The organism is Kordia sp. (genome assembly GCF_965224175.1).
GTDB lineage: Bacteria > Bacteroidota > Bacteroidia > Flavobacteriales > Flavobacteriaceae > Kordia.
Map to the genome: position 1 here is coordinate 4,504,470 of NZ_OZ245041.1, position 17,504 is coordinate 4,521,973.

At 32.7% G+C, this 17,504-nt stretch carries 19 protein-coding genes; 10 read left to right on the plus strand and 9 right to left on the minus strand.

The features are described 5' to 3' along the window. Positions 1-74: 74 nt before the first annotated feature. A complete protein-coding gene (locus ACOQOS_RS19515) occupies positions 75-812 on the plus strand; it encodes an SDR family oxidoreductase (protein ID WP_420572157.1) in 738 nt (245 codons plus the stop codon). Here ACOQOS_RS19515 and ACOQOS_RS19520 read toward each other — a convergent pair. After that, positions 802-1,572 carry an SGNH/GDSL hydrolase family protein gene (locus tag ACOQOS_RS19520; protein ID WP_420572158.1) on the minus strand — a complete coding sequence of 257 codons (771 nt, stop codon included), beginning with the start codon at positions 1,570-1,572 and terminating at the stop codon, positions 802-804. The genes ACOQOS_RS19515 and ACOQOS_RS19520 overlap by 11 nt on opposite strands. 94 nt (positions 1,573-1,666) lie before the next feature. On the opposite strand from ACOQOS_RS19520, the gene ACOQOS_RS19525 reads away from it, so the two are divergent. Genes ACOQOS_RS19525 through ACOQOS_RS19540 form a run of 4 tightly spaced genes read left to right on the plus strand, consistent with a single transcriptional unit; the run spans position 1,667 to position 5,074 of the window. After that, entirely contained in the window at positions 1,667-1,810 is a 144-nt protein-coding gene (locus ACOQOS_RS19525; RefSeq protein WP_420572159.1) for a DUF2256 domain-containing protein, read from the plus strand. Next, complete coding sequence (locus tag ACOQOS_RS19530; RefSeq protein WP_420572160.1) at positions 1,803-3,101, plus strand: DASH family cryptochrome; 1,299 nt, start codon at positions 1,803-1,805, stop codon at positions 3,099-3,101. Before ACOQOS_RS19525 ends, ACOQOS_RS19530 begins: the two co-directional genes overlap by 8 nt. Further along, entirely contained in the window at positions 3,101-4,636 is a 1,536-nt protein-coding gene (locus tag ACOQOS_RS19535; protein ID WP_420572161.1) for a cryptochrome/photolyase family protein, read from the plus strand. Before ACOQOS_RS19530 ends, ACOQOS_RS19535 begins: the two co-directional genes overlap by 1 nt. 21 nt (positions 4,637-4,657) lie before the next feature. Beyond that, positions 4,658-5,074, plus strand: coding sequence for a DUF2452 domain-containing protein (locus ACOQOS_RS19540; RefSeq protein ID WP_420572162.1), 417 nt, complete (start codon positions 4,658-4,660; stop codon positions 5,072-5,074). Between the two features lie 146 nt (positions 5,075-5,220). Here the strand turns inward: ACOQOS_RS19540 and ACOQOS_RS19545 are convergent, their stop codons facing one another. From ACOQOS_RS19545 to ACOQOS_RS19560, 4 genes are all read right to left on the minus strand, one after another. Beyond that, positions 5,221-5,844 (minus strand): hypothetical protein, encoded by a 624-nt coding sequence (locus ACOQOS_RS19545; RefSeq protein ID WP_420572163.1) that lies wholly within the window; start codon positions 5,842-5,844, stop codon positions 5,221-5,223. Then, positions 5,828-6,322 (minus strand): RNA polymerase sigma factor, encoded by a 495-nt coding sequence (locus ACOQOS_RS19550; RefSeq protein WP_420572164.1) that lies wholly within the window; start codon positions 6,320-6,322, stop codon positions 5,828-5,830. Before ACOQOS_RS19550 ends, ACOQOS_RS19545 begins: the two co-directional genes overlap by 17 nt. Positions 6,323-6,701: 379 nt before the next feature. Continuing rightward, positions 6,702-8,054, minus strand: a complete 1,353-nt coding sequence (locus ACOQOS_RS19555; protein WP_420572165.1) for an aryl-sulfate sulfotransferase — start codon at positions 8,052-8,054, stop codon at positions 6,702-6,704. Positions 8,055-8,092: 38 nt separating this feature from the next. Continuing rightward, positions 8,093-8,548, minus strand: coding sequence for a hypothetical protein (locus ACOQOS_RS19560; RefSeq protein ID WP_420572166.1), 456 nt, complete (start codon positions 8,546-8,548; stop codon positions 8,093-8,095). 275 nt (positions 8,549-8,823) lie between these two features. Here ACOQOS_RS19560 and ACOQOS_RS19565 point away from each other — a divergent pair, with 275 nt between their 5' ends. Continuing rightward, positions 8,824-9,570 (plus strand): zinc-dependent peptidase, encoded by a 747-nt coding sequence (locus tag ACOQOS_RS19565; RefSeq protein WP_420572167.1) that lies wholly within the window; start codon positions 8,824-8,826, stop codon positions 9,568-9,570. Here ACOQOS_RS19565 and ACOQOS_RS19570 read toward each other — a convergent pair. The 4 genes from ACOQOS_RS19570 to ACOQOS_RS19585 form a co-directional block, all read right to left on the minus strand. After that, the gene (locus tag ACOQOS_RS19570; RefSeq protein WP_420572168.1) at positions 9,567-10,223 is read right to left on the minus strand and encodes a sensor histidine kinase; all 657 of its coding nucleotides are present in this window, start codon (positions 10,221-10,223) and stop codon (positions 9,567-9,569) included. The two genes, ACOQOS_RS19565 and ACOQOS_RS19570, sit on opposite strands and share 4 nt — an antisense overlap. A 478-nt stretch (positions 10,224-10,701) precedes the next feature. Further along, entirely contained in the window at positions 10,702-11,361 is a 660-nt protein-coding gene (rpe, locus tag ACOQOS_RS19575; protein WP_420572169.1) for a ribulose-phosphate 3-epimerase, read from the minus strand. 139 nt (positions 11,362-11,500) lie between these two features. Then, positions 11,501-12,364: a sigma-70 family RNA polymerase sigma factor gene (locus ACOQOS_RS19580; RefSeq protein ID WP_007096854.1), complete on the minus strand. Its 864-nt coding sequence runs from the start codon at positions 12,362-12,364 to the stop codon at positions 11,501-11,503. Between the two features lie 136 nt (positions 12,365-12,500). Further along, complete coding sequence (locus ACOQOS_RS19585) at positions 12,501-13,262, minus strand: 7-carboxy-7-deazaguanine synthase QueE (protein WP_420572170.1); 762 nt, start codon at positions 13,260-13,262, stop codon at positions 12,501-12,503. A gap of 187 nt (positions 13,263-13,449) precedes the next feature. Here ACOQOS_RS19585 and ACOQOS_RS19590 point away from each other — a divergent pair, with 187 nt between their 5' ends. From ACOQOS_RS19590 to ACOQOS_RS19605, 4 genes are all read left to right on the plus strand, one after another. After that, positions 13,450-15,759 (plus strand): phosphotransferase, encoded by a 2,310-nt coding sequence (locus tag ACOQOS_RS19590; protein ID WP_420572171.1) that lies wholly within the window; start codon positions 13,450-13,452, stop codon positions 15,757-15,759. A gap of 58 nt (positions 15,760-15,817) precedes the next feature. Continuing rightward, entirely contained in the window at positions 15,818-16,267 is a 450-nt protein-coding gene (locus ACOQOS_RS19595) for a CDP-archaeol synthase (RefSeq protein WP_420572172.1), read from the plus strand. Positions 16,268-16,269: 2 nt separating this feature from the next. Continuing rightward, positions 16,270-16,860: a CDP-alcohol phosphatidyltransferase family protein gene (locus ACOQOS_RS19600; RefSeq protein WP_420572173.1), complete on the plus strand. Its 591-nt coding sequence runs from the start codon at positions 16,270-16,272 to the stop codon at positions 16,858-16,860. 101 nt (positions 16,861-16,961) lie between these two features. Next, complete coding sequence (locus tag ACOQOS_RS19605) at positions 16,962-17,375, plus strand: GtrA family protein (RefSeq protein WP_420572174.1); 414 nt, start codon at positions 16,962-16,964, stop codon at positions 17,373-17,375. The last annotated feature ends 129 nt before the right edge of the window (positions 17,376-17,504 follow it).

Here is a 17,504-nt window from a genome sequence, read left to right on the forward strand (position 1 = left end):
TAAAGTAAGTCACGCACTAAAAAGTAAGTACTTGATTCAAAGGTAGCTTTAATCTACATTTGATCAAAAAAAGTATGAAAAATAAAGTATTTCTTATTACGGGAGGAACTTCAGGAATTGGTCTTGCATGTGCTATCTATTTAGAAAAACAACAGTGTAATGTGATTATTACTGGGCGAAACCAAAAAACATTAGAGACAGCTTTACAGCAACTCGGAAGCAATGCCACAGGATTTGTGTCTGATACTTCAAAACTTACCGCAATTGATCAATTGGTTTTTAATGTAAAAGAGAAGTTTCAAAAAATAGATGGTATGTTCATCAATGCAGGGATTTTTAAAGCCGCAAGCTTTGAAGAAACTACGGAGTCGGTTTTTGATGAAACGATGAATATTAACTTCAAAGGAGCGTTTTTTACCATACAAAAGTTTATTCCTTTATTAAGAAATCCGTCGAGTATTGTGCTAAATACTTCTATTGTGGTATTTAAAGCATTTGCCAACACAAGTGTTTATACAGCAAGCAAAGCCGCTTTAGAAGGTATTGCGAAAGTGTTAAATGTAGAGTTGGCACCAAAAGGAATTCGAATCAATGTAGTTAGTCCTGGCGTTACACAAAGTCCAATTCAGAAAAAATCAGGAATGACAGATGCAGCTATTGATGATTTACTGAAGCATTTTTCAGAAACAGCTCCAATTGGTAGAATTGTACAACCAACAGATATTGCACCAATTGTTTCTTTTTTATTGTCTGAGCATTCTTGGGTATTACGAAACGAAAAAATTATAATTGATGGTGGAACTACTTTATAATTTTATGTTCCATGATATAATCTGCCACATCTTTTGCCCAGATTTGATACGCAAATTCAGAAGGATGAACACCATCACTAAAAAAATCTTCGAGTGTAGCATCTAACTTCATACGTTCAATATAATCGTCAAATTCAATGATTTTAGAATAATAATATACATTATCGAAATCTTTTACAAGCTTTTCAAGTTCTTTGCCAAGATATTGTACCAAATTCCCAATCACAAATTTTATGGTAGATGTGAATGCCGGAAACTCTTTAATTGGTGGCATATTGATAAAAACAATCGGTGTTTTTTTATAAGTTGTGCGAATAGTTGTAATCAATTCGCGAACAGCTGCATTCCATTTTTTAGGAGAATGTAATTTGAAACTATCATTTCCGCCAAGTCCAATCACGATAAGATTGATAGTTTTTTCGGTAATAGTTGTGATAATTTCATTGTTGACACGTTTTGCAGTGTAACCGCTTTTTGCGTAGACTTTCCATGAAATCGTGGACGAAATTTTCTCAGATAATGTTTTTGCGAGTGTTCCTGTAAAACCGTTTTTATGTGTAATAGCTCCAACGCCAGCAATGGTACTTTCACCAATAGTAATCAATTGAAATGTTGTATTGCTTGAAACTTCACAGATTCCTTCAATTCCTGTTGCTTCTGGTAATTGTGGAATTGTTTTTTGAATCTTCTTTCCTTGAACGTACAAAAGTGGCAATAAAGGAACGGAAACGATCGCGCCAAGCGTATATTTAATATTCATAATGATTTCAAATTAGCTAAGTAAAGATACAATTTTGAATGTCTTTAAAAGTTTCGTTTAATTATTTGTTAAATTTGTTGAACAAAATTTAAATATGAAGAAAGCACACTTACCAACAAAAGTTTGCAAAGTCTGTGAGCGTCCATTTACTTGGCGTAAAAAATGGGAGCGTGTTTGGGACGAAGTTCAGTATTGTAGTGAGCGTTGTCGTAGAAATAAAAATAGAAAGAATGACTAAAACAGGATTGGTTTGGTTTAGAAATGATTTACGTATTCACGATCAGGTTTCTTTGGTAAAGGCTTCAAAAGAAAACAGTTTTGTGATGGCTGTGTATTGTTTTGATCCGCGTCATTTTGAAAAAGATCGCTTCGGATTTGTAAGAACAGAAAAATATCGTGCGCAGTTTTTGATTGAAACAGTTACAGAGTTACAAGATCAATTGAATGCATTGAATATTCCATTGTTTGTACACGTAGGAAAGCCTGAAGAAATTATTCCTGAGTATGTGAAAATTCACAATATAACGTCTGTGTATTTGCAAAAGGAATGGACTTCGGAAGAAGTTGCTATTGCGAATAATGTAAAAAAAGCACTTTCAAGTGAAATTCATTGGATCGAAAGTTATGATCAGTTTTTGTTTCATCCAGAAGATATTCCGATGACTATCGATAAAATCCCTCAAGTTTTTACCGTATTTCGAAAAAAATGTGAAAAGTATGCGAAAGTTCGCGCGATGGAAACAATTTCAAAGATGCCAGAGAAAAACCGCGTGACACATCTGACGAAAGTCCCAACATTAAAAGATTTAGGATTATCAAAGATCCATAAAGACACACGAACAGCTTTTCCTTTCAAAGGCGGAGAAAAGGCAGGTTTGCAACGTTTAGAAGACTATGCATGGAACACGAAAAAATTATCATACTATAAAAAAACACGGAACGGATTGGTCGGAACGGATTACAGTTCTAAATTTTCAGCTTGGTTGGCAAACGGAAGTTTATCTCCAAGAATGATTTATCATGAAGTAAAAAAATACGAATCAGAAATCGTTAAAAATCAATCGACGTATTGGATGATTTTTGAATTGATTTGGCGCGATTTTTTTAAATATATTTCCCTAAAACACGGAAACGATATCTTCAAATTAGAAGGTATTTTGCAAACACCGTACGAATGGAGTAGCGATGTAAAATTGATTCAACAATGGATTGATGGAGAAACAGCTGAACCTTTTGTAAATGCAAACATGCTCGAAATCAAACACACAGGTTGGATGAGCAATCGTGGTCGCCAAAACGTAGCTTCGTATTTTGCCAGAACACTAAAGCTTGATTGGCGTATTGGCGCCGCGTATTTTGAATCGCAATTGATAGATTACGACGTACATAGTAATTATGGAAATTGGTTGTATGTATCGGGCGTTGGAAACGATCCGCGAAACCGAACATTTAATGTAAAACTCCAAGCAGAACGTTATGATGCGAGCAACAAATTTCAAAATCTCTGGTTACAAACAAGCTTATTTTAATGAAGACATTACGACTTATATTAGGTGATCAATTACATCATGGACATTCTTGGTATACTAAAACCAGTGATGATGTACTTTATTTTATGGCAGAAATGCGCCAAGAAACCGATTATGTAAAACATCATATTCAGAAAGTAGTGGCGTTTTTTAAAAGTATGCGTTCGTTTGCAGATTGGTTGACAATCAATGAACATACTGTGATATATTATACTTTGGATGATGCTAAAAATCAACAAGATTTAATTCAAAATTTACAACAACTCATTAGCGAACATCATATTGAAAAGTTTGAATATCAATTGCCAGATGAATATCGTCTGGATGAACAATTGAAAGCTTTTTGCGAAAAAATTACCATTGAAACTAAAGCAGTTGACTCCGAACATTTTTTGACTTCACGTACTGATTTTGCAGATTTTTTTAAAGGAAAAAAGCAAATAGTGATGGAGTATTTTTATCGAGATATGCGAAAGAAATACGATATTATGATGTTGAATGCCAAGAATCCAGAAGGAGGAAAGTGGAATTTTGATCAAAGTAATCGTAAAAAATGGAAAGGTTCGCCTGAAATCCCGCAAGAAAAACAACTAGAAAATTCAGTTGTAGCTATTTATGAAATGATTCAGAAAGCTGAGGTTGTTACTATTGGAAATATAGATGTCGAGAACTTTCATTGGCCCACAAATCGTGCTGATTGTTTGAAATTATTGAATTATTTTTGTGAAGAATTATTAGTTCATTTTGGCGATTATCAAGATGCAATGCATACAGACGAATATTTTTTATTTCATAGTCGTTTGTCGTTTGCGATGAATTCAAAAATGTTGCATCCTAAAGAAGTGATTGAAACGGTAATTTCGTATTGGCGAGCACATAAAGAAACCATTGATATTTCGCAAGTAGAAGGTTTTGTGCGACAAATTTTAGGTTGGCGTGAATATATGCGTGGAATGTATTGGAAAGAAATGCCAAATTATAGAACTTTGAATGCACTTAACAATACAAATTCGTTGCCTGACTTTTTCTGGACAGGAAATACGAAGATGAATTGTATGAAGCATGCCATTTCACAGAGTTTGAATAAAGCATATGCGCACCACATTCAACGTTTAATGGTGACAGGAAATTTTGCACTGTTGACACAAACGCATCCTGATGAAGTAGATAAATGGTATTTGGGTATTTATATTGATGCGATAGAATGGGTTGAAATTACAAATACACGTGGAATGAGTCAGTTTGCCGATGGCGGATTGGTAGCGACCAAACCATATGTTTCCAGCGGAAGCTATATCAATAAAATGAGTAATTACTGTAAAGGTTGTGCATATAAAGTGTCAAAAAAGGAAACTGAAGATGCATGTCCGTTTAATGCTTTGTATTGGAATTTTTTAGATGAAAAACAAGCGTATTTTAAAGACAATCAGCGAATGAGTATGATGATGAGTCTGTTGAATAAAATGGACAAAACAAAATTGGATGCGTTAAAAAATAGAGCACAAGCTATTATTGCGAATCCTGATAAGTACTAAAGAAAAGTAGAAACTGAAGTTATGCAAGAAGAAGAAGATAAAAGACCAGATAATGTCGTTTTTGACGAAGAAAGCAACAGTTATAACGCTGGCTTAAAACCGTATGCAACAAATGTTGGTGCGCCAGTAATTACGACACCAGATACGGTAACTTGGAAAAATGTAAATATTGATAAAGTAAACAAACAAGTGAAGGCGAAGTATGATGAATTGAAAGCTGAATATGACGCATTGATGGAAAAGTTTGAATATAATAACTTGATCTATAACGCGAAATTTAACTTTGAACCTATTGTTGGTGAGATTTATCATTTGTATCGCGACCGAAATCAACAACCATTTTTATCTATCATTGCGCCTGATCATTGTAATTTTGATTATGTAGAGAGCTTTCGCTTGAATGCAGATAGAATGTGGGAAGTGGTGAAAGAATCATGAAAAAATGTCGTTCTGAACTTTACTCAATAATCGAGATTTAAATGCTCTGACGCTTGTGCCGAAATATTTTTAATTGTTTCCGTTCAATGTTTCGTGGGCTTGCCCGAAATAATTGATTAGAAAGCTCAGAACGATATTTTCTATTTTTACAATTCTTCTTTTAAACTTTCCATATCCTGAATAAGTAGTTTTAATTTATCCGCAATTGGTCCATATCCTAGTTTGAAAGAAAAACGATAAAATACCACTGAAAATACTGTTGCCAAAGGAACTATGGCAAACAATAATTCGTTAGGATACGCTAAACTTTCTACACCAAAGATTTCTCCAAAATTTTTGTCATACTGATTGTAATAAGTATAAATCGCCATTGGTAACACCAACATTGGCGTAGCAATCCAAAGCATTTTTGTTACAGAATTTCGACTTTGTAACAATAGTCTGTGTAATGACTTTAAGAAGTCGTAACAATTTACTTCTTTATTGGCTTCTTCAATATTTTGAATTTGCTTTTTCACAATAAAATACCAAATAATACACCAAATAGAAGCAATACTTCCTGACCAAAAACTATTGCCAATTGCGTAATTCCCTACTAAAAATACAACTGCCATCATCAACAATACTTTGGGTTCTGTATGCAACATACGCATCAGCTTGTCGCCTAAGTGTTGTGATTTTTGATTGTATAGATTTTGAATTTTTGGAGCGACTAATGCGTCATTATTCATAAAACCTTCTTTCCAGATATGTTCAATTGATTTTTCCATGTACTAATTTTTTAAGCTGTTCTTTGATTCGATTGATGCGAACGCCAATAGTATTGACATTCATTCCCATAATGTTTGCTATTTCTTCATACGATTTCTCTTCTAAGTACAAAAGAATAATGGCTCTGTTTATTTCATTTAATTGTTTGATAGCTTGGTAGAGCACATTTAAGGATTCTTCTTTAAAAAATGCTTGACTGTCTTCTACAACATCTTTTGGAATCGCGTCCGAAACAAAAGTTTTTGCATTTTTCTTGTCTTTCTTCAAGAGTGTTAAACACACGTTTAAAGAGATTCTATAAATCCAGGTTGACCATGCTGACTTTCCGCTGAAGTTTTCACGACTACGCCAAATTTGTAAACAAACTTCTTGATAATAGTCTTCAAAATCTTCTTGAGAATTGCTGTATGCGCGACATATTTTAATAATAATTGCGGCATGCGGAAGAATTTGTAAAGTGTAAAAATCTTGACTCATTAAAAAGTATATTTTGCGTGTGTCTTGATGATTTTTAAAATTACAATACTTACAACAATACAACTGAAAATAATCAGGATTTGTATAAATTTTGAATTCATGATACTATATACTAGATTCGGTAGAAAATAGAAAAGTATGTTCTGTATGAAAAAATAGAATACCATTTTGAGTTTTTTTTGTTTTTAAAAACGGTCTTTATTTCGTTAGTGGCTCAAAGTGGATTTTATTACATGAATTTTTTATTTTTTTTAATCTGTAGAAATTTTTAGAATAAAAAAAGGATTATTTTATCAGTGAAAATATGGTAAAATCAAAAAGGCAAACAGATGTTTAACTTACATGTGTTTGCCTTTTTTGTGATATGTTTTTTATGTAATTACAGTCCGAAACTTGCTAATACAGGGTCATCTACTTCATAATCGTAAGCTCTCCAAAAGAAAGAACCTGCACCGCCATTGTAGCGCCATGCAATTTCTTTTTCAGGCGTAATTTCCCAAAAACCAAAATCACCTTCACAAATCAAAGTATTTCCATTAGCCAAACGTTCTGCTCCAGAAACTTTAGCAGAATACATAGCTACGTTTGTATAAGACCAAACTACATTAGGTTCATTGTCAGTATTTGGAGTCAATGAAAATGTAGCAGGCATTTCTAGTTCGTATACTGTAGAAACTTCTTCGGAGAATCCGTTTACATATAGTAGTATATTTCCTTCACCAGGCACACCATTTTCTAATAAATTAGGGTAGTGATTACGATCATTTCTAACTTCTCCCATCATGTTATCGTATGCGCGTGGATTTCCAAATCTGTATATGATATCGCCACCTTTACCATAATTTCCACCAGTATCAGTCGCTGCTTCAGCGGTTGTTGTACTGTGGTCAATAACCCACACTTCACTAAAACCGTTAACACTTAAGTAGATTACGTCTTTTTCTGTATCATAATCAAAACCATTCGCATGCATGAAATCTCCGTTACTGGCAGGATTGTAGTTGATGTTAAATTTATTTGGATGTTGACTTACAATTCCATAATTAGGAAGTGAAGCATCATCATCTTGAATGATGTGATCAAAACTTCTCCATTCCCAAACTATTGAGTTTGTAGTGGGATTAATTTCAATTAATTTTTCAGGGTAAATATCACCAGGGTTTACCGATCCTTGTAATGCTGCTTCTGCTTCAAGAATACGTTCCCATATTAATAATAAAATATTTCCATTTGGGAGCATTTCTACATCATGATGTAATACAAAATCAGCACTATTTAAAATATATTCCCATTCAACAGTTCCATCTAAATCTATGATTCTTGCAATTCCAGCAGCACCACCAAATTGAATTTGAGTATTTGGTTCTTTAAAAATTCCTAAAAGTTTTCCATTCGGTAAAATTTCTAAGTCATTTCCTAAAACATTGTCAAAAGTAAATTCATGAACCACCTGACCAGTTTTGTCTATTAATGTAGAGAAATTTTTACCCGCATGAATCGCCAATGTTAAGTTATTGTGAATCTTGTCAGCTTCATAAATTTCGACTTCAGGAGCTAAATTTATAGGATCTGGATCTGGATTATCTCCAGAAGGAGTTACAATCGGTGAGTCATCATCAGAACAACTTGCAAACGCAAATAAAATTGCAAGTGCCAGATATTTTAGGGTTGGCGTAAACTTCATCAGTATCAATTTTAATGCTAAAAATATATAATTATTAAATGATCTCATACAGAAAACGTGTAAGTTTTTCCTTTTTCCTAGAAAAATTATTCTTTTTGATTGAAGTCTGAGATAGATTTGTGCTTTTTTTGCCGTTTATCCAAAGAAAAATTAACTGTCAATTGTATGGAACCTCTATCAATAGGTTCAAAGCTTTTATTTGTTAATATTATTTGCGGATTAATCGTCAGTTTAGCTTTTTCGCCACCAATTCCAAAGATCGGAATATATCGCAATGTGGTTTGTTTAAAATCGGTATATACAGCAACTTCAGAACCAATCACAATAAATTGAAAGTATAAAAAACCATTAATCTTTGGTCCAATCGTAAAGTTTCTAGTATTGAGTCCAACATCAGTGGCAATTCCGTAACCATAACCAGCGCCATGCATTCCGCCATATGTTGTTTTATTCAATCCTACAGAAAGTAAGTGAAAATTTCGATTGTTTGGTTCACCAAAACTATAACTATAACCAGCTTCTAAATTTGTGTAGGTATACATATTAAAATCGCGTTTATTTTGACTGAAACACTTGGTGTAAGTGATTCCGAGGAACATAATTAGAAGTAATGTATTGTAATGTTTTATCATTTGATCGGTTTGTATTATAACGTGCGAATGATTCAATATTGTATGTTTACATAGGTGCTGAGCGGTAATTCTTGCAATAATTTTGTTTTTCTACGTTAGTAATACTTATTTTAGCAACAACTTAATATTGTATAAACCGATTACCGATTGTATTCGTACTGCGTGTATTCCTTAAAAAATTACTATTGCCACTAAAATATCTGAGAGGATTTTTTTATCAGGAAACTAACTTGCATCGTTTTGTGGTATTTCCAAACCGATTTACAGACAGACAACGTGCTCTTGTTGCTGAAGAATTCTCTTTTTACAATAAATTACAACCAAAAGAACAATGTGTTTTTGAACATAGAGTGTTGCGCTTTATCGATTATCATACGTTTGTAGGTCGTGAAGATTTAATCGTAACAGAACGTATGAAATTATTAATTTCTTCTACGGCGATTATGATTACGTTTGGTTTTAGTAGGTATTTGTTGTCTAAATTTGAAACAATTTTAGTGTATCCAGAAAGTTATTTTTCAAATATTACACAACAATTTCACAAAGGAGAGGCAAATCCTGGTTACAAAACGATTGTTTTTTCTTGGGAAGATTTTCAAGAAGGTATTAAAATTGAAGATGATAACTTAAATTTAGGAATACATGAATTGACACATGCAGTTCATTTTAGTTTTTTAACAGAAAGTAGTTATAGCGCTTCAAATTTTTTAAAACATTATAAATTATTGCTCTTGTCGCTCACAAATAAAGATGCGCAAAAAAGGTTGATTGATATGAAGTATTTGCGCGATTATGCTTTTGAAAATCAGTATGAATTTTTATCTGTTTTGGTAGAACATTTCTTTGAAACTCCTGAAGAATTTAGAGCAAAACTACCAAATATATACAATAGAGTAAAACTCATGTTAAATATGAATGTGGCAGGCTTTTAGAGTTGTATAAGCGGGATTCTAAGGCAACTTTGTGTCCCTAGTGCTATACCTGTGTCATTTTTTAGTGTTCGTACGTCTAAAAGCTTCTTATCTGATTTTCCTTCATTAATGATTTTTAAGCGTTCATTGATGTTTTCTAATGAAATTCCTGATGCTTCATTGAGTTGTTTTTTCGTTTTTGTGATTCCGTTTCCATTGTCTGTAATACATACATATAACATATCTTTCTCTACAGTAATGGTGATAAGTAATTTACCTTCGCCAGTTCGTTTTTTTCCTTTCAAACCATGCAAGATTGCATTCTCAATTAAAGGTTGAAAAATTAATGGCGGCACTTTTGTATGCTCTAAATCACCATCCAGTAATTCGTCGATTTTAATTTCATATGAAAAACCTTTATCAAAAAGGTCGCGTTGTAATTCGATATACAATGTTGAAATTTCTAATTCTTCTTGTAAATCGATCAATTTGCATTTGGTAGACTTTTGTACAAGTCTATACAAATGTGAAAGTCTATTAAGCCAGTTTATAGATTGACTCACATTTCCTTTGGTCATGGAATTGCAGATACTTTGAATTGCATTATTTATGAAATGCGGATTCATTTGGGAATTGAGAAGGTCGTACTTTAACGATAATTCATTTGATGACATTCAATACAGTTTTTAAAGTTAACATTAGTTATGTCGGCTAATAGGGACAGCTATAAAATCGGTATATGTAAATGTAGTATTGTTACAAACCTTACACAACAGAAAGCACTCCGTTTTCATGAATTTAAGTTCTATATTCACGGAAAGTAGAATAGTAGCATTGTGTGTAAGTATTTGTTATTTAGTGAATTGCGAAAATTATATGTGAATGTCCAAAATGAAGTATAGATTCAGGGAATTGACACTAAAAAAGCTGTATTTTGTCAATAAAATGGGACCATTTTTACATTGATTTTTAGCTAAAAATTGCAGCAAAAAGTCAATAAGTGTTTTTTTCTGATTAAAAAATGCACGCTTAATAATTTTTTTTATAGAGAAAATAGCCGTGTAAAAATCAATTTTTTTGAAGTATTGAATAAAAAAAGCTATCGTTTAAAGATAGCTTTTATGTGGTTTTTATACGTTAGAAAAGTATCGTCTAAGAAACTATACTTTTTAAATTTTGGATAGTTTTTGTCGGATTTTCAGAACGGAATACAAAGCTTCCTGCTACCAAAACATCTGCGCCAGCATCTACTAAAGCTTTGGCATTTTTATCATTTACACCACCATCAATTTCAATTTCGGTTGAAGCATTTTTTGAGGTGATTAAAGCTTTTAACTTTTTTACTTTGTCATAAGTATTCTCAATAAAGGACTGACCACCAAAACCAGGATTTACACTCATGATGCAAACCAAATCTATATCTTGAATAACATCTTCTAAGAGATTTATATTGGTATGTGGATTCAAAGCTACACCAGCTTTCATTCCGGCAGCTTTAATTGCTTGTAGCGTTCTGTGTAAGTGTGTGCAAGCTTCGTAATGAACCGTAAGTACATCTGCGCCTAAATCGGCAAAGGTTTGAATATAACGATCAGGATCAACAATCATTAAATGTACATCGATAGTTTTTGTAGCATGTTTATTAATTGCTTTTAAAACTGGCATTCCAAATGAAATATTTGGAACAAAAACGCCATCCATAATATCGATGTGAAACCAATCGGCTTCACTTTGGTTGACCATTTCAATATCACGTTGTAAGTTGGCAAAATCTGCGGCTAGGATAGAAGGCGCAATTCGTTTTGTAGACATAAGTTGTAGTGTTGTGTTGTTGTTTTGCCGACAAAAGTACTATAAAATAAACGCTCTCGCAATGCGAGAGCGTCATTCATCAATCAAAAAACGAACAGTTATGTTATAAAAACTAAACTGCTGTGCGGTTTTTAGGAGATTATCCTAAATATGTTTTTAATATTTTACTACGTGAAGTGTGTTTTAAACGACGAATCGCTTTTTCTTTAATTTGACGTACACGCTCACGAGTTAAGTCGAAAGTTTCTCCAATTTCTTCCAAAGTCATAGGATGTTGATTTCCTAATCCGAAATACAAACGAATTACGTCTGCTTCTCTTGGAGTTAATGTTTCTAATGCACGCTCAATTTCCGTTTTTAAAGACTCATGTAATAATTCTTTATCAGGATTTGGCGATTCACCAGAATTTAATACGTCATATAAGTTAGAATCTTCTCCTTCTACAAGCGGCGCATCCATAGATACGTGTCTTCCAGAATTCTTCATCGATTCTTTTACATCATTCACAGTCATGTCTAATTCTTTTGCAATTTCTTCTGCAGAAGGAATACGTTCATGACTTTGTTCTAAATATGCAAAGGTTTTATTAATCTTGTTAATAGAACCAATTTTGTTTAATGGTAAACGAACAATACGAGATTGCTCTGCTAATGCTTGAAGGATAGATTGTCTAATCCACCATACAGCATAAGAAATAAATTTAAAACCACGTGTTTCATCAAAACGTTGCGCGGCTTTAATTAGACCCAAATTTCCTTCATTGATCAAATCAGGAAGTGTTAATCCTTGATTTTGATACTGCTTTGCAACCGATACTACGAAACGAAGGTTAGCTTTTGTTAATTTCTCTAGCGCTATTTGATCGCCAGCCTTGATTCTTTGTGCTAATTCTACTTCCTCGTCTGCTGTAATAAGGTCAACTTTACCGATTTCTTGAAGATATTTGTCTAAGGACGCAGTTTCCCTGTTGGTAACCTGCTTGGTAATTTTAAGTTGTCTCATGTAATCTACTTGGGATTTTTAATCATTGTGCTTACGCATGTAGTTATACGTATGAAGTTATTAAAATGTTACAAAAAGGTTAGAAATATTTGAAATAAAATGTGTGAGAAAATATAATCATTTAAAAATTAGTGAATTACACACCTCTTTTGTCGCCGTAAATGTGTACATGTAATCGATCTGTATAATTAAATTGATACTTTTTACAGATTTCAATCAACCATTGTTGCTTTTTTTGCAAAGCTTCTGGATTGGTTCCTTCTGGCATTAAATATACTTTTTGATTCGGAATTTGATATGTTTTGCAAAGTTCCAATACTTCCGTTAAATCTTCTTCAGAATCAATTACGAATTTAAAAACAGCTTTTTCATTTTTAGAAAAATACTGATATGCTTCTGGTTTTTCTCGTAGCTTTTTAGGATTATTCGAGTTTGCTAGTTTTGGTGATACATTATATTGATCAACCAATGCTTCAAAAGTAGCATCAGGTAAAAGCGTTCCATTTGTTTCAATTTCAAAGAAATAATTAGTTGCTTTTGTATTGAAAAATTCCATTAAGCTTGATAGTTCTTCTAATTGCATCATCGGTTCTCCGCCAGTTAATACAATATTCTTACAACCACTTTTAGCAACTTCCTCATAGATTTCTTCCAGCGTAAGCGAAATAATCATTTCATTCATTTTATACTTTTTGTATGTCGGATCTTGATCTTTTACATGTGTAAAACGTGTTTTTTCCCAATTCCAAGTATAATCAGTATCGCACCAAATACAATGTAAGTTGCAAAGCGATGTTCGGATAAATACGCTAGGTTGTCCCATGTTTTTTCCTTCTCCTTGTATGGAATGGAAAATTTCTGGCTTTCCGTCAAGATTTGCAATTTTTAATGTCGTCATAAACTGTACTAAAAAGTAAATCGCAAAATTAAAGTATTAATGTCTGAGTGACAAAACTATACTGAATTGAATAGGAATCATTTTTATTTTTGTGATTATCGCAAAAAATAATTCTTTTATTTGTGTTGGTTGCTCTTTGTAATGTGATTATTGCAATAATTTTGAATTGTATTTAAAGTTTGAAATTATGGAAATACCGATTATACCAGGAAGAGGACTCGTTACCAACACAGCAACGAATATGCGATTGGAGTTTTTGAAAACAAATAATATCAATACGAATTTGATTTCGGATGCACAGTTAGATGTTCATGATATTCGCGGAAATATTGAATCATATATTGGAAGTACTGAAATTCCTTTGGGAATTGTTGGTCCTTTATTATTTAATGATGAAGGCACACAAGAATTAACCTATTGTGCAGCAGGAACTTTAGAAGGAGCATTGATTGCTAGTATGAATAGAGGAGCTAAAGTTATTAGCAGAAGCAATGGTTTTTCTGCGGAAGTGAAATGGCAAAAGATGACACGCTCACCTATGTTTATTTTTGAAACAGAACATGAAGCAACTGCTTTTATGGAATATGTAAAAGCTGCATTTGCAGATATTAAAGAAGCTGCAGAAGCACATTCCAATCATGGGAAATTGATGGAATTACAAACAGTTCAGCAATTAGAAGTTGTACATGTGAAGTTTGTGTATTGTACAGGAGATGCTTCTGGGCAAAATATGACAACAACTTGTACGTGGCATGCCATGTTGCATATGGTGGAAGCTTTTAAAAATAATACAGGGATTGTGCCTGTCGATTTTGTGATTGAAGGAAATGGAGCATCCGATAAAAAAGTGTCTCAATATAATATAGCATCTGGAAGAGGAATTCATGTGGTTGCCGAATGTACAATTCCAGAAGAAATTATTCAGAAGATACTGCGAACAACTTCCAATAAATTGATGAATTGTTTTCATCCTTCTAAACGACTTGCCGAAAAAGATGGAATGGTTGGTTATAATATTAATGTAGCGAATTCAATTGCAGCAATTTTTGTAGCTACTGGACAAGATTTGGCATCTATTCATGAATCAAGCGTTGGAATTTTACATTTAGAACAGAAAAATGGCGGTTTGTATATGCAACTTACCTTGCCAAATTTAGTTATAGGAAGTGTAGGCGGTGGAACTTCGTTGCCGAAACAATCGCAAGCATTGGAAATTATGAAATGTAATGGAAGCGGAAAAGTGAATCGATTTGCAAAGTTGATTGCTGGTTTTGCTTTGGGATTAGAAATTTCAACCTATGCCGCAATTGTGAGTGGTGAGTTTGCCAAAGCGCATGAAAAGTTAGGTAGAAATAAACCTGTGAAATGGTTGTTGAAATCTGAAATTACCTCCGATTTTGTGCAAGCGAGTTTGAATGGTTTTTTTGAAGATAAGCAAATTCAAGACATTCAACCGAAATCACATGCGTTGTTAGAAAATGGTATTTTAACCAACATCGCATCAAAAGTTAATAAAAAGATCATCGGGTTTTTACCATTTCAAATTGACTACAGACAGCAAAATGGAGACTCAAAAACGAAAGATGTTTTAATTAAATCAAAAGCCTTAGATGAAGAAGTTATCAAAGGTTTGCATACAGTAGCTGCATCTATAAATCCTGAGTTATCGGATGTATTGAAGAAATCGAAACGAAATTTAGAATACCATAAGTGCCATTTGAAAGAAATTGAATTGTATACGTATTTGCACACAATTGGGTTTGAAAGTATGCCAAAATATTATGGAAAGCGCGTAGATCCAAAACGAGAAATTTTTATGTTGATTCAAGAGTTTCTAGTCGAAGATGAAATGAAGATTATGAACTCAGAGAATCATCCAGCACATTGGAAAGCGGCAGATATTTGCTCGGTAATACAAACCATAACGAAGTTTCATCAACAAGCTTCTGTGGAAGATTTTAAGCATGTTCAGGAATTTGAGCCGTGGAAATCTACAGCATTGTACAAAAAAATGATGCAAATTTTAATCACAGAATGCGCAGACAAGAAAGATCTTTCAATCTTACAAAAATTACAGGATGAGATTGATACTTTACAACAACAAGCCAATGAAATAATTCTTGAAAAAACCATCATTCACAACGATTTTAATACGAGAAATATTGCTGTAAGAAAAAATGGTTTGCCTGTAATTTACGATTGGGAATTAGCAGTTATAGATTTTCCACATAGAGATATTGTAGAGTTTTTGAGTTTTGCATTATCACCAAATTTTCAAAAAGATGAATTTTATTTTTATCTAAAAACACATTATCAATTATATGATGCTATCGATTGGGATGAATGGTTGAAAGCGTATACATATACTTTAAAAGTATACATTATTACACGACTTTCTTTTTATGAAGTTTCGGGCATTTTGATTACATACGATTTTTCAAAACGCGTATTACAAACAGCATTGAAAATGCTCAGTTATTTGTGTGAAGATGCATAGTTTTTTACAACATATATGTATTGTGTTGGTTCCGTTAATTGTATCGAATGTGTTGCATATGCTCGTGATTAAAAAAGATCTTTTTAAAGGATTGAAACAACCGATTTCACAACGATTATTCGGAACCAATAAAACATGGAGAGGTTTTGTATTTGTTGCGTTTGTGAATGCTTTTTTAGTGTATTTGTTAGAACTGGCATTCAATTTTCAATTGCAACAAGCATTTTTCATCGGATGTATTCTTGGTTGTTCCTATATGTTGTTTGAGTTGCCTAACTCGTTTATGAAGCGAAAATTAGGAATTCAACCAGGACAAGAAGCCAATTCTCATAAAATTATGTTCAAATTAATTGATAAAATGGATTCTGCTTTTGGCGTGAGTCTCGTTTATTTTTTGATAGGAAACATTTCGTTTCAATCTGCTGTATTGCTTTTTATATGTAGTAGCGTTACACATATTAGTATCAGTCAGATTTTAGTTCAATTACACCTTAAAAAATCATTTTAAACATGAAGATAAAAGAAAATATATACAACGTTCCTAATTTTTTAAGTTTTTACAGATTACTAACGTTTCCACTGATCTTGTGGTTTATTTATGCAGGAAAAGAACACTTATTTGCCATATTTTTATGTGTAAATTTACTCACCGATATTTTAGATGGATTGATAGCGCGTAGCTTCAATTTGCAAACAAAATTTGGAGCAAAGTTAGATTCATTAGCAGACAATGGAACATTTATCGCAGCTTTTATTGGAATTTTTACGTTTAAAATTGATGAAATGTCACAAGCAATTTGGATGCTTTGGTTGTTCATAGGTTTTTTCGTGTTAGGTTTGATTATTTCTTTTATCAAATTCAAGCAATATCCTAGTTTACATTTATATACAACCAAAATTGGCGGTTATGTACAAGGTATTTTTATTTTCGTATTATTCGCTTGGACATATAATGAATACTTATTCTATGCAGCAATGATTTTTGGATACATTTCACATGTCGAAGAAATTATCATTTTATTAATTTCAGATACAATGAAAACGGATGCGAAAGGTTTGTATTGGGTTTTGAAAGATCGTAAAAAGTTAATTCCCCAATGAGAATAGCAATGTTAAATAGAGCGTATTCTCAACTGCGCTTGATTTGATGCTTTACGAAAAAGTTTAAGAATCAATGTATAAAATGTAAGCTGTTATTTGTTATGTTTTTTAATTTTTATAAGCAATCAGAAACAACTAGAATGTTGGTCATTGCTGGAATTGGTGTAATTTTAAGTTTCATTACGTATGAAATTATATATTACTTCAATACACTTACTCCAAAAGCTACAACAAGTTGGTTATTTGCATTTTTAATTGGAATTGCACGTCAGCACGCACTGCACCGATATTTTACGTTTTTGCACAAAGCTTCTTATCTAAAAAGTTTATGTAAAGCCTATGTTGTAGATGTAGGCGCTTTGGTTTTTAGTACAGGACTCAATTGGTTTTTGACAGACATCTTAACGTTTAATCATCGTTTGGTTTGGCTTTTTTGCTTGGCATCATCAGCAAGTATTAGTTTGGTATTTTTAAAGAAATATATATTTAGCGTTTCTACTGATTCAGGAATGTAAAATAGAAAAGAACGTGTTTAGCGAGATAAATAGAGGTAACAAAATGCAATCCTTGTAACTAAAAATCAAAATCAATTGTAAAAAGGAACTGATAATTCGTTGTTAAATAAAGCTAAAATTTATTTCAAT

Bases quoted from the DNA above. Each gene is read 5' to 3' on its own strand.
- ACOQOS_RS19515 (WP_420572157.1), top strand. From the start codon at position 75: ATGAAAAATAAAGTATTTCTTATTACGGGAGGAACTTCAGGAATTGGT.
- ACOQOS_RS19520 (WP_420572158.1), bottom strand. From the start codon at position 1,572: ATGAATATTAAATATACGCTTGGCGCGATCGTTTCCGTTCCTTTATTG.
- ACOQOS_RS19525 (WP_420572159.1), top strand. From the start codon at position 1,667: ATGAAGAAAGCACACTTACCAACAAAAGTTTGCAAAGTCTGTGAGCGT.
- ACOQOS_RS19530 (WP_420572160.1), top strand. From the start codon at position 1,803: ATGACTAAAACAGGATTGGTTTGGTTTAGAAATGATTTACGTATTCAC.
- ACOQOS_RS19535 (WP_420572161.1), top strand. From the start codon at position 3,101: ATGAAGACATTACGACTTATATTAGGTGATCAATTACATCATGGACAT.
- ACOQOS_RS19540 (WP_420572162.1), top strand. From the start codon at position 4,658: ATGCAAGAAGAAGAAGATAAAAGACCAGATAATGTCGTTTTTGACGAA.
- ACOQOS_RS19545 (WP_420572163.1), bottom strand. From the start codon at position 5,844: ATGGAAAAATCAATTGAACATATCTGGAAAGAAGGTTTTATGAATAAT.
- ACOQOS_RS19550 (WP_420572164.1), bottom strand. From the start codon at position 6,322: ATGAGTCAAGATTTTTACACTTTACAAATTCTTCCGCATGCCGCAATT.
- ACOQOS_RS19555 (WP_420572165.1), bottom strand. From the start codon at position 8,054: ATGAGATCATTTAATAATTATATATTTTTAGCATTAAAATTGATACTG.
- ACOQOS_RS19560 (WP_420572166.1), bottom strand. From the start codon at position 8,548: ATGTATACCTACACAAATTTAGAAGCTGGTTATAGTTATAGTTTTGGT.
- ACOQOS_RS19570 (WP_420572168.1), bottom strand. From the start codon at position 10,223: ATGTCATCAAATGAATTATCGTTAAAGTACGACCTTCTCAATTCCCAA.
- rpe (WP_420572169.1), bottom strand. From the start codon at position 11,361: ATGTCTACAAAACGAATTGCGCCTTCTATCCTAGCCGCAGATTTTGCC.
- ACOQOS_RS19580 (WP_007096854.1), bottom strand. From the start codon at position 12,364: ATGAGACAACTTAAAATTACCAAGCAGGTTACCAACAGGGAAACTGCG.
- ACOQOS_RS19585 (WP_420572170.1), bottom strand. From the start codon at position 13,262: ATGACGACATTAAAAATTGCAAATCTTGACGGAAAGCCAGAAATTTTC.
- ACOQOS_RS19590 (WP_420572171.1), top strand. From the start codon at position 13,450: ATGGAAATACCGATTATACCAGGAAGAGGACTCGTTACCAACACAGCA.
- ACOQOS_RS19595 (WP_420572172.1), top strand. From the start codon at position 15,818: ATGCTCGTGATTAAAAAAGATCTTTTTAAAGGATTGAAACAACCGATT.
- ACOQOS_RS19600 (WP_420572173.1), top strand. From the start codon at position 16,270: ATGAAGATAAAAGAAAATATATACAACGTTCCTAATTTTTTAAGTTTT.
- ACOQOS_RS19605 (WP_420572174.1), top strand. From the start codon at position 16,962: ATGTTTTTTAATTTTTATAAGCAATCAGAAACAACTAGAATGTTGGTC.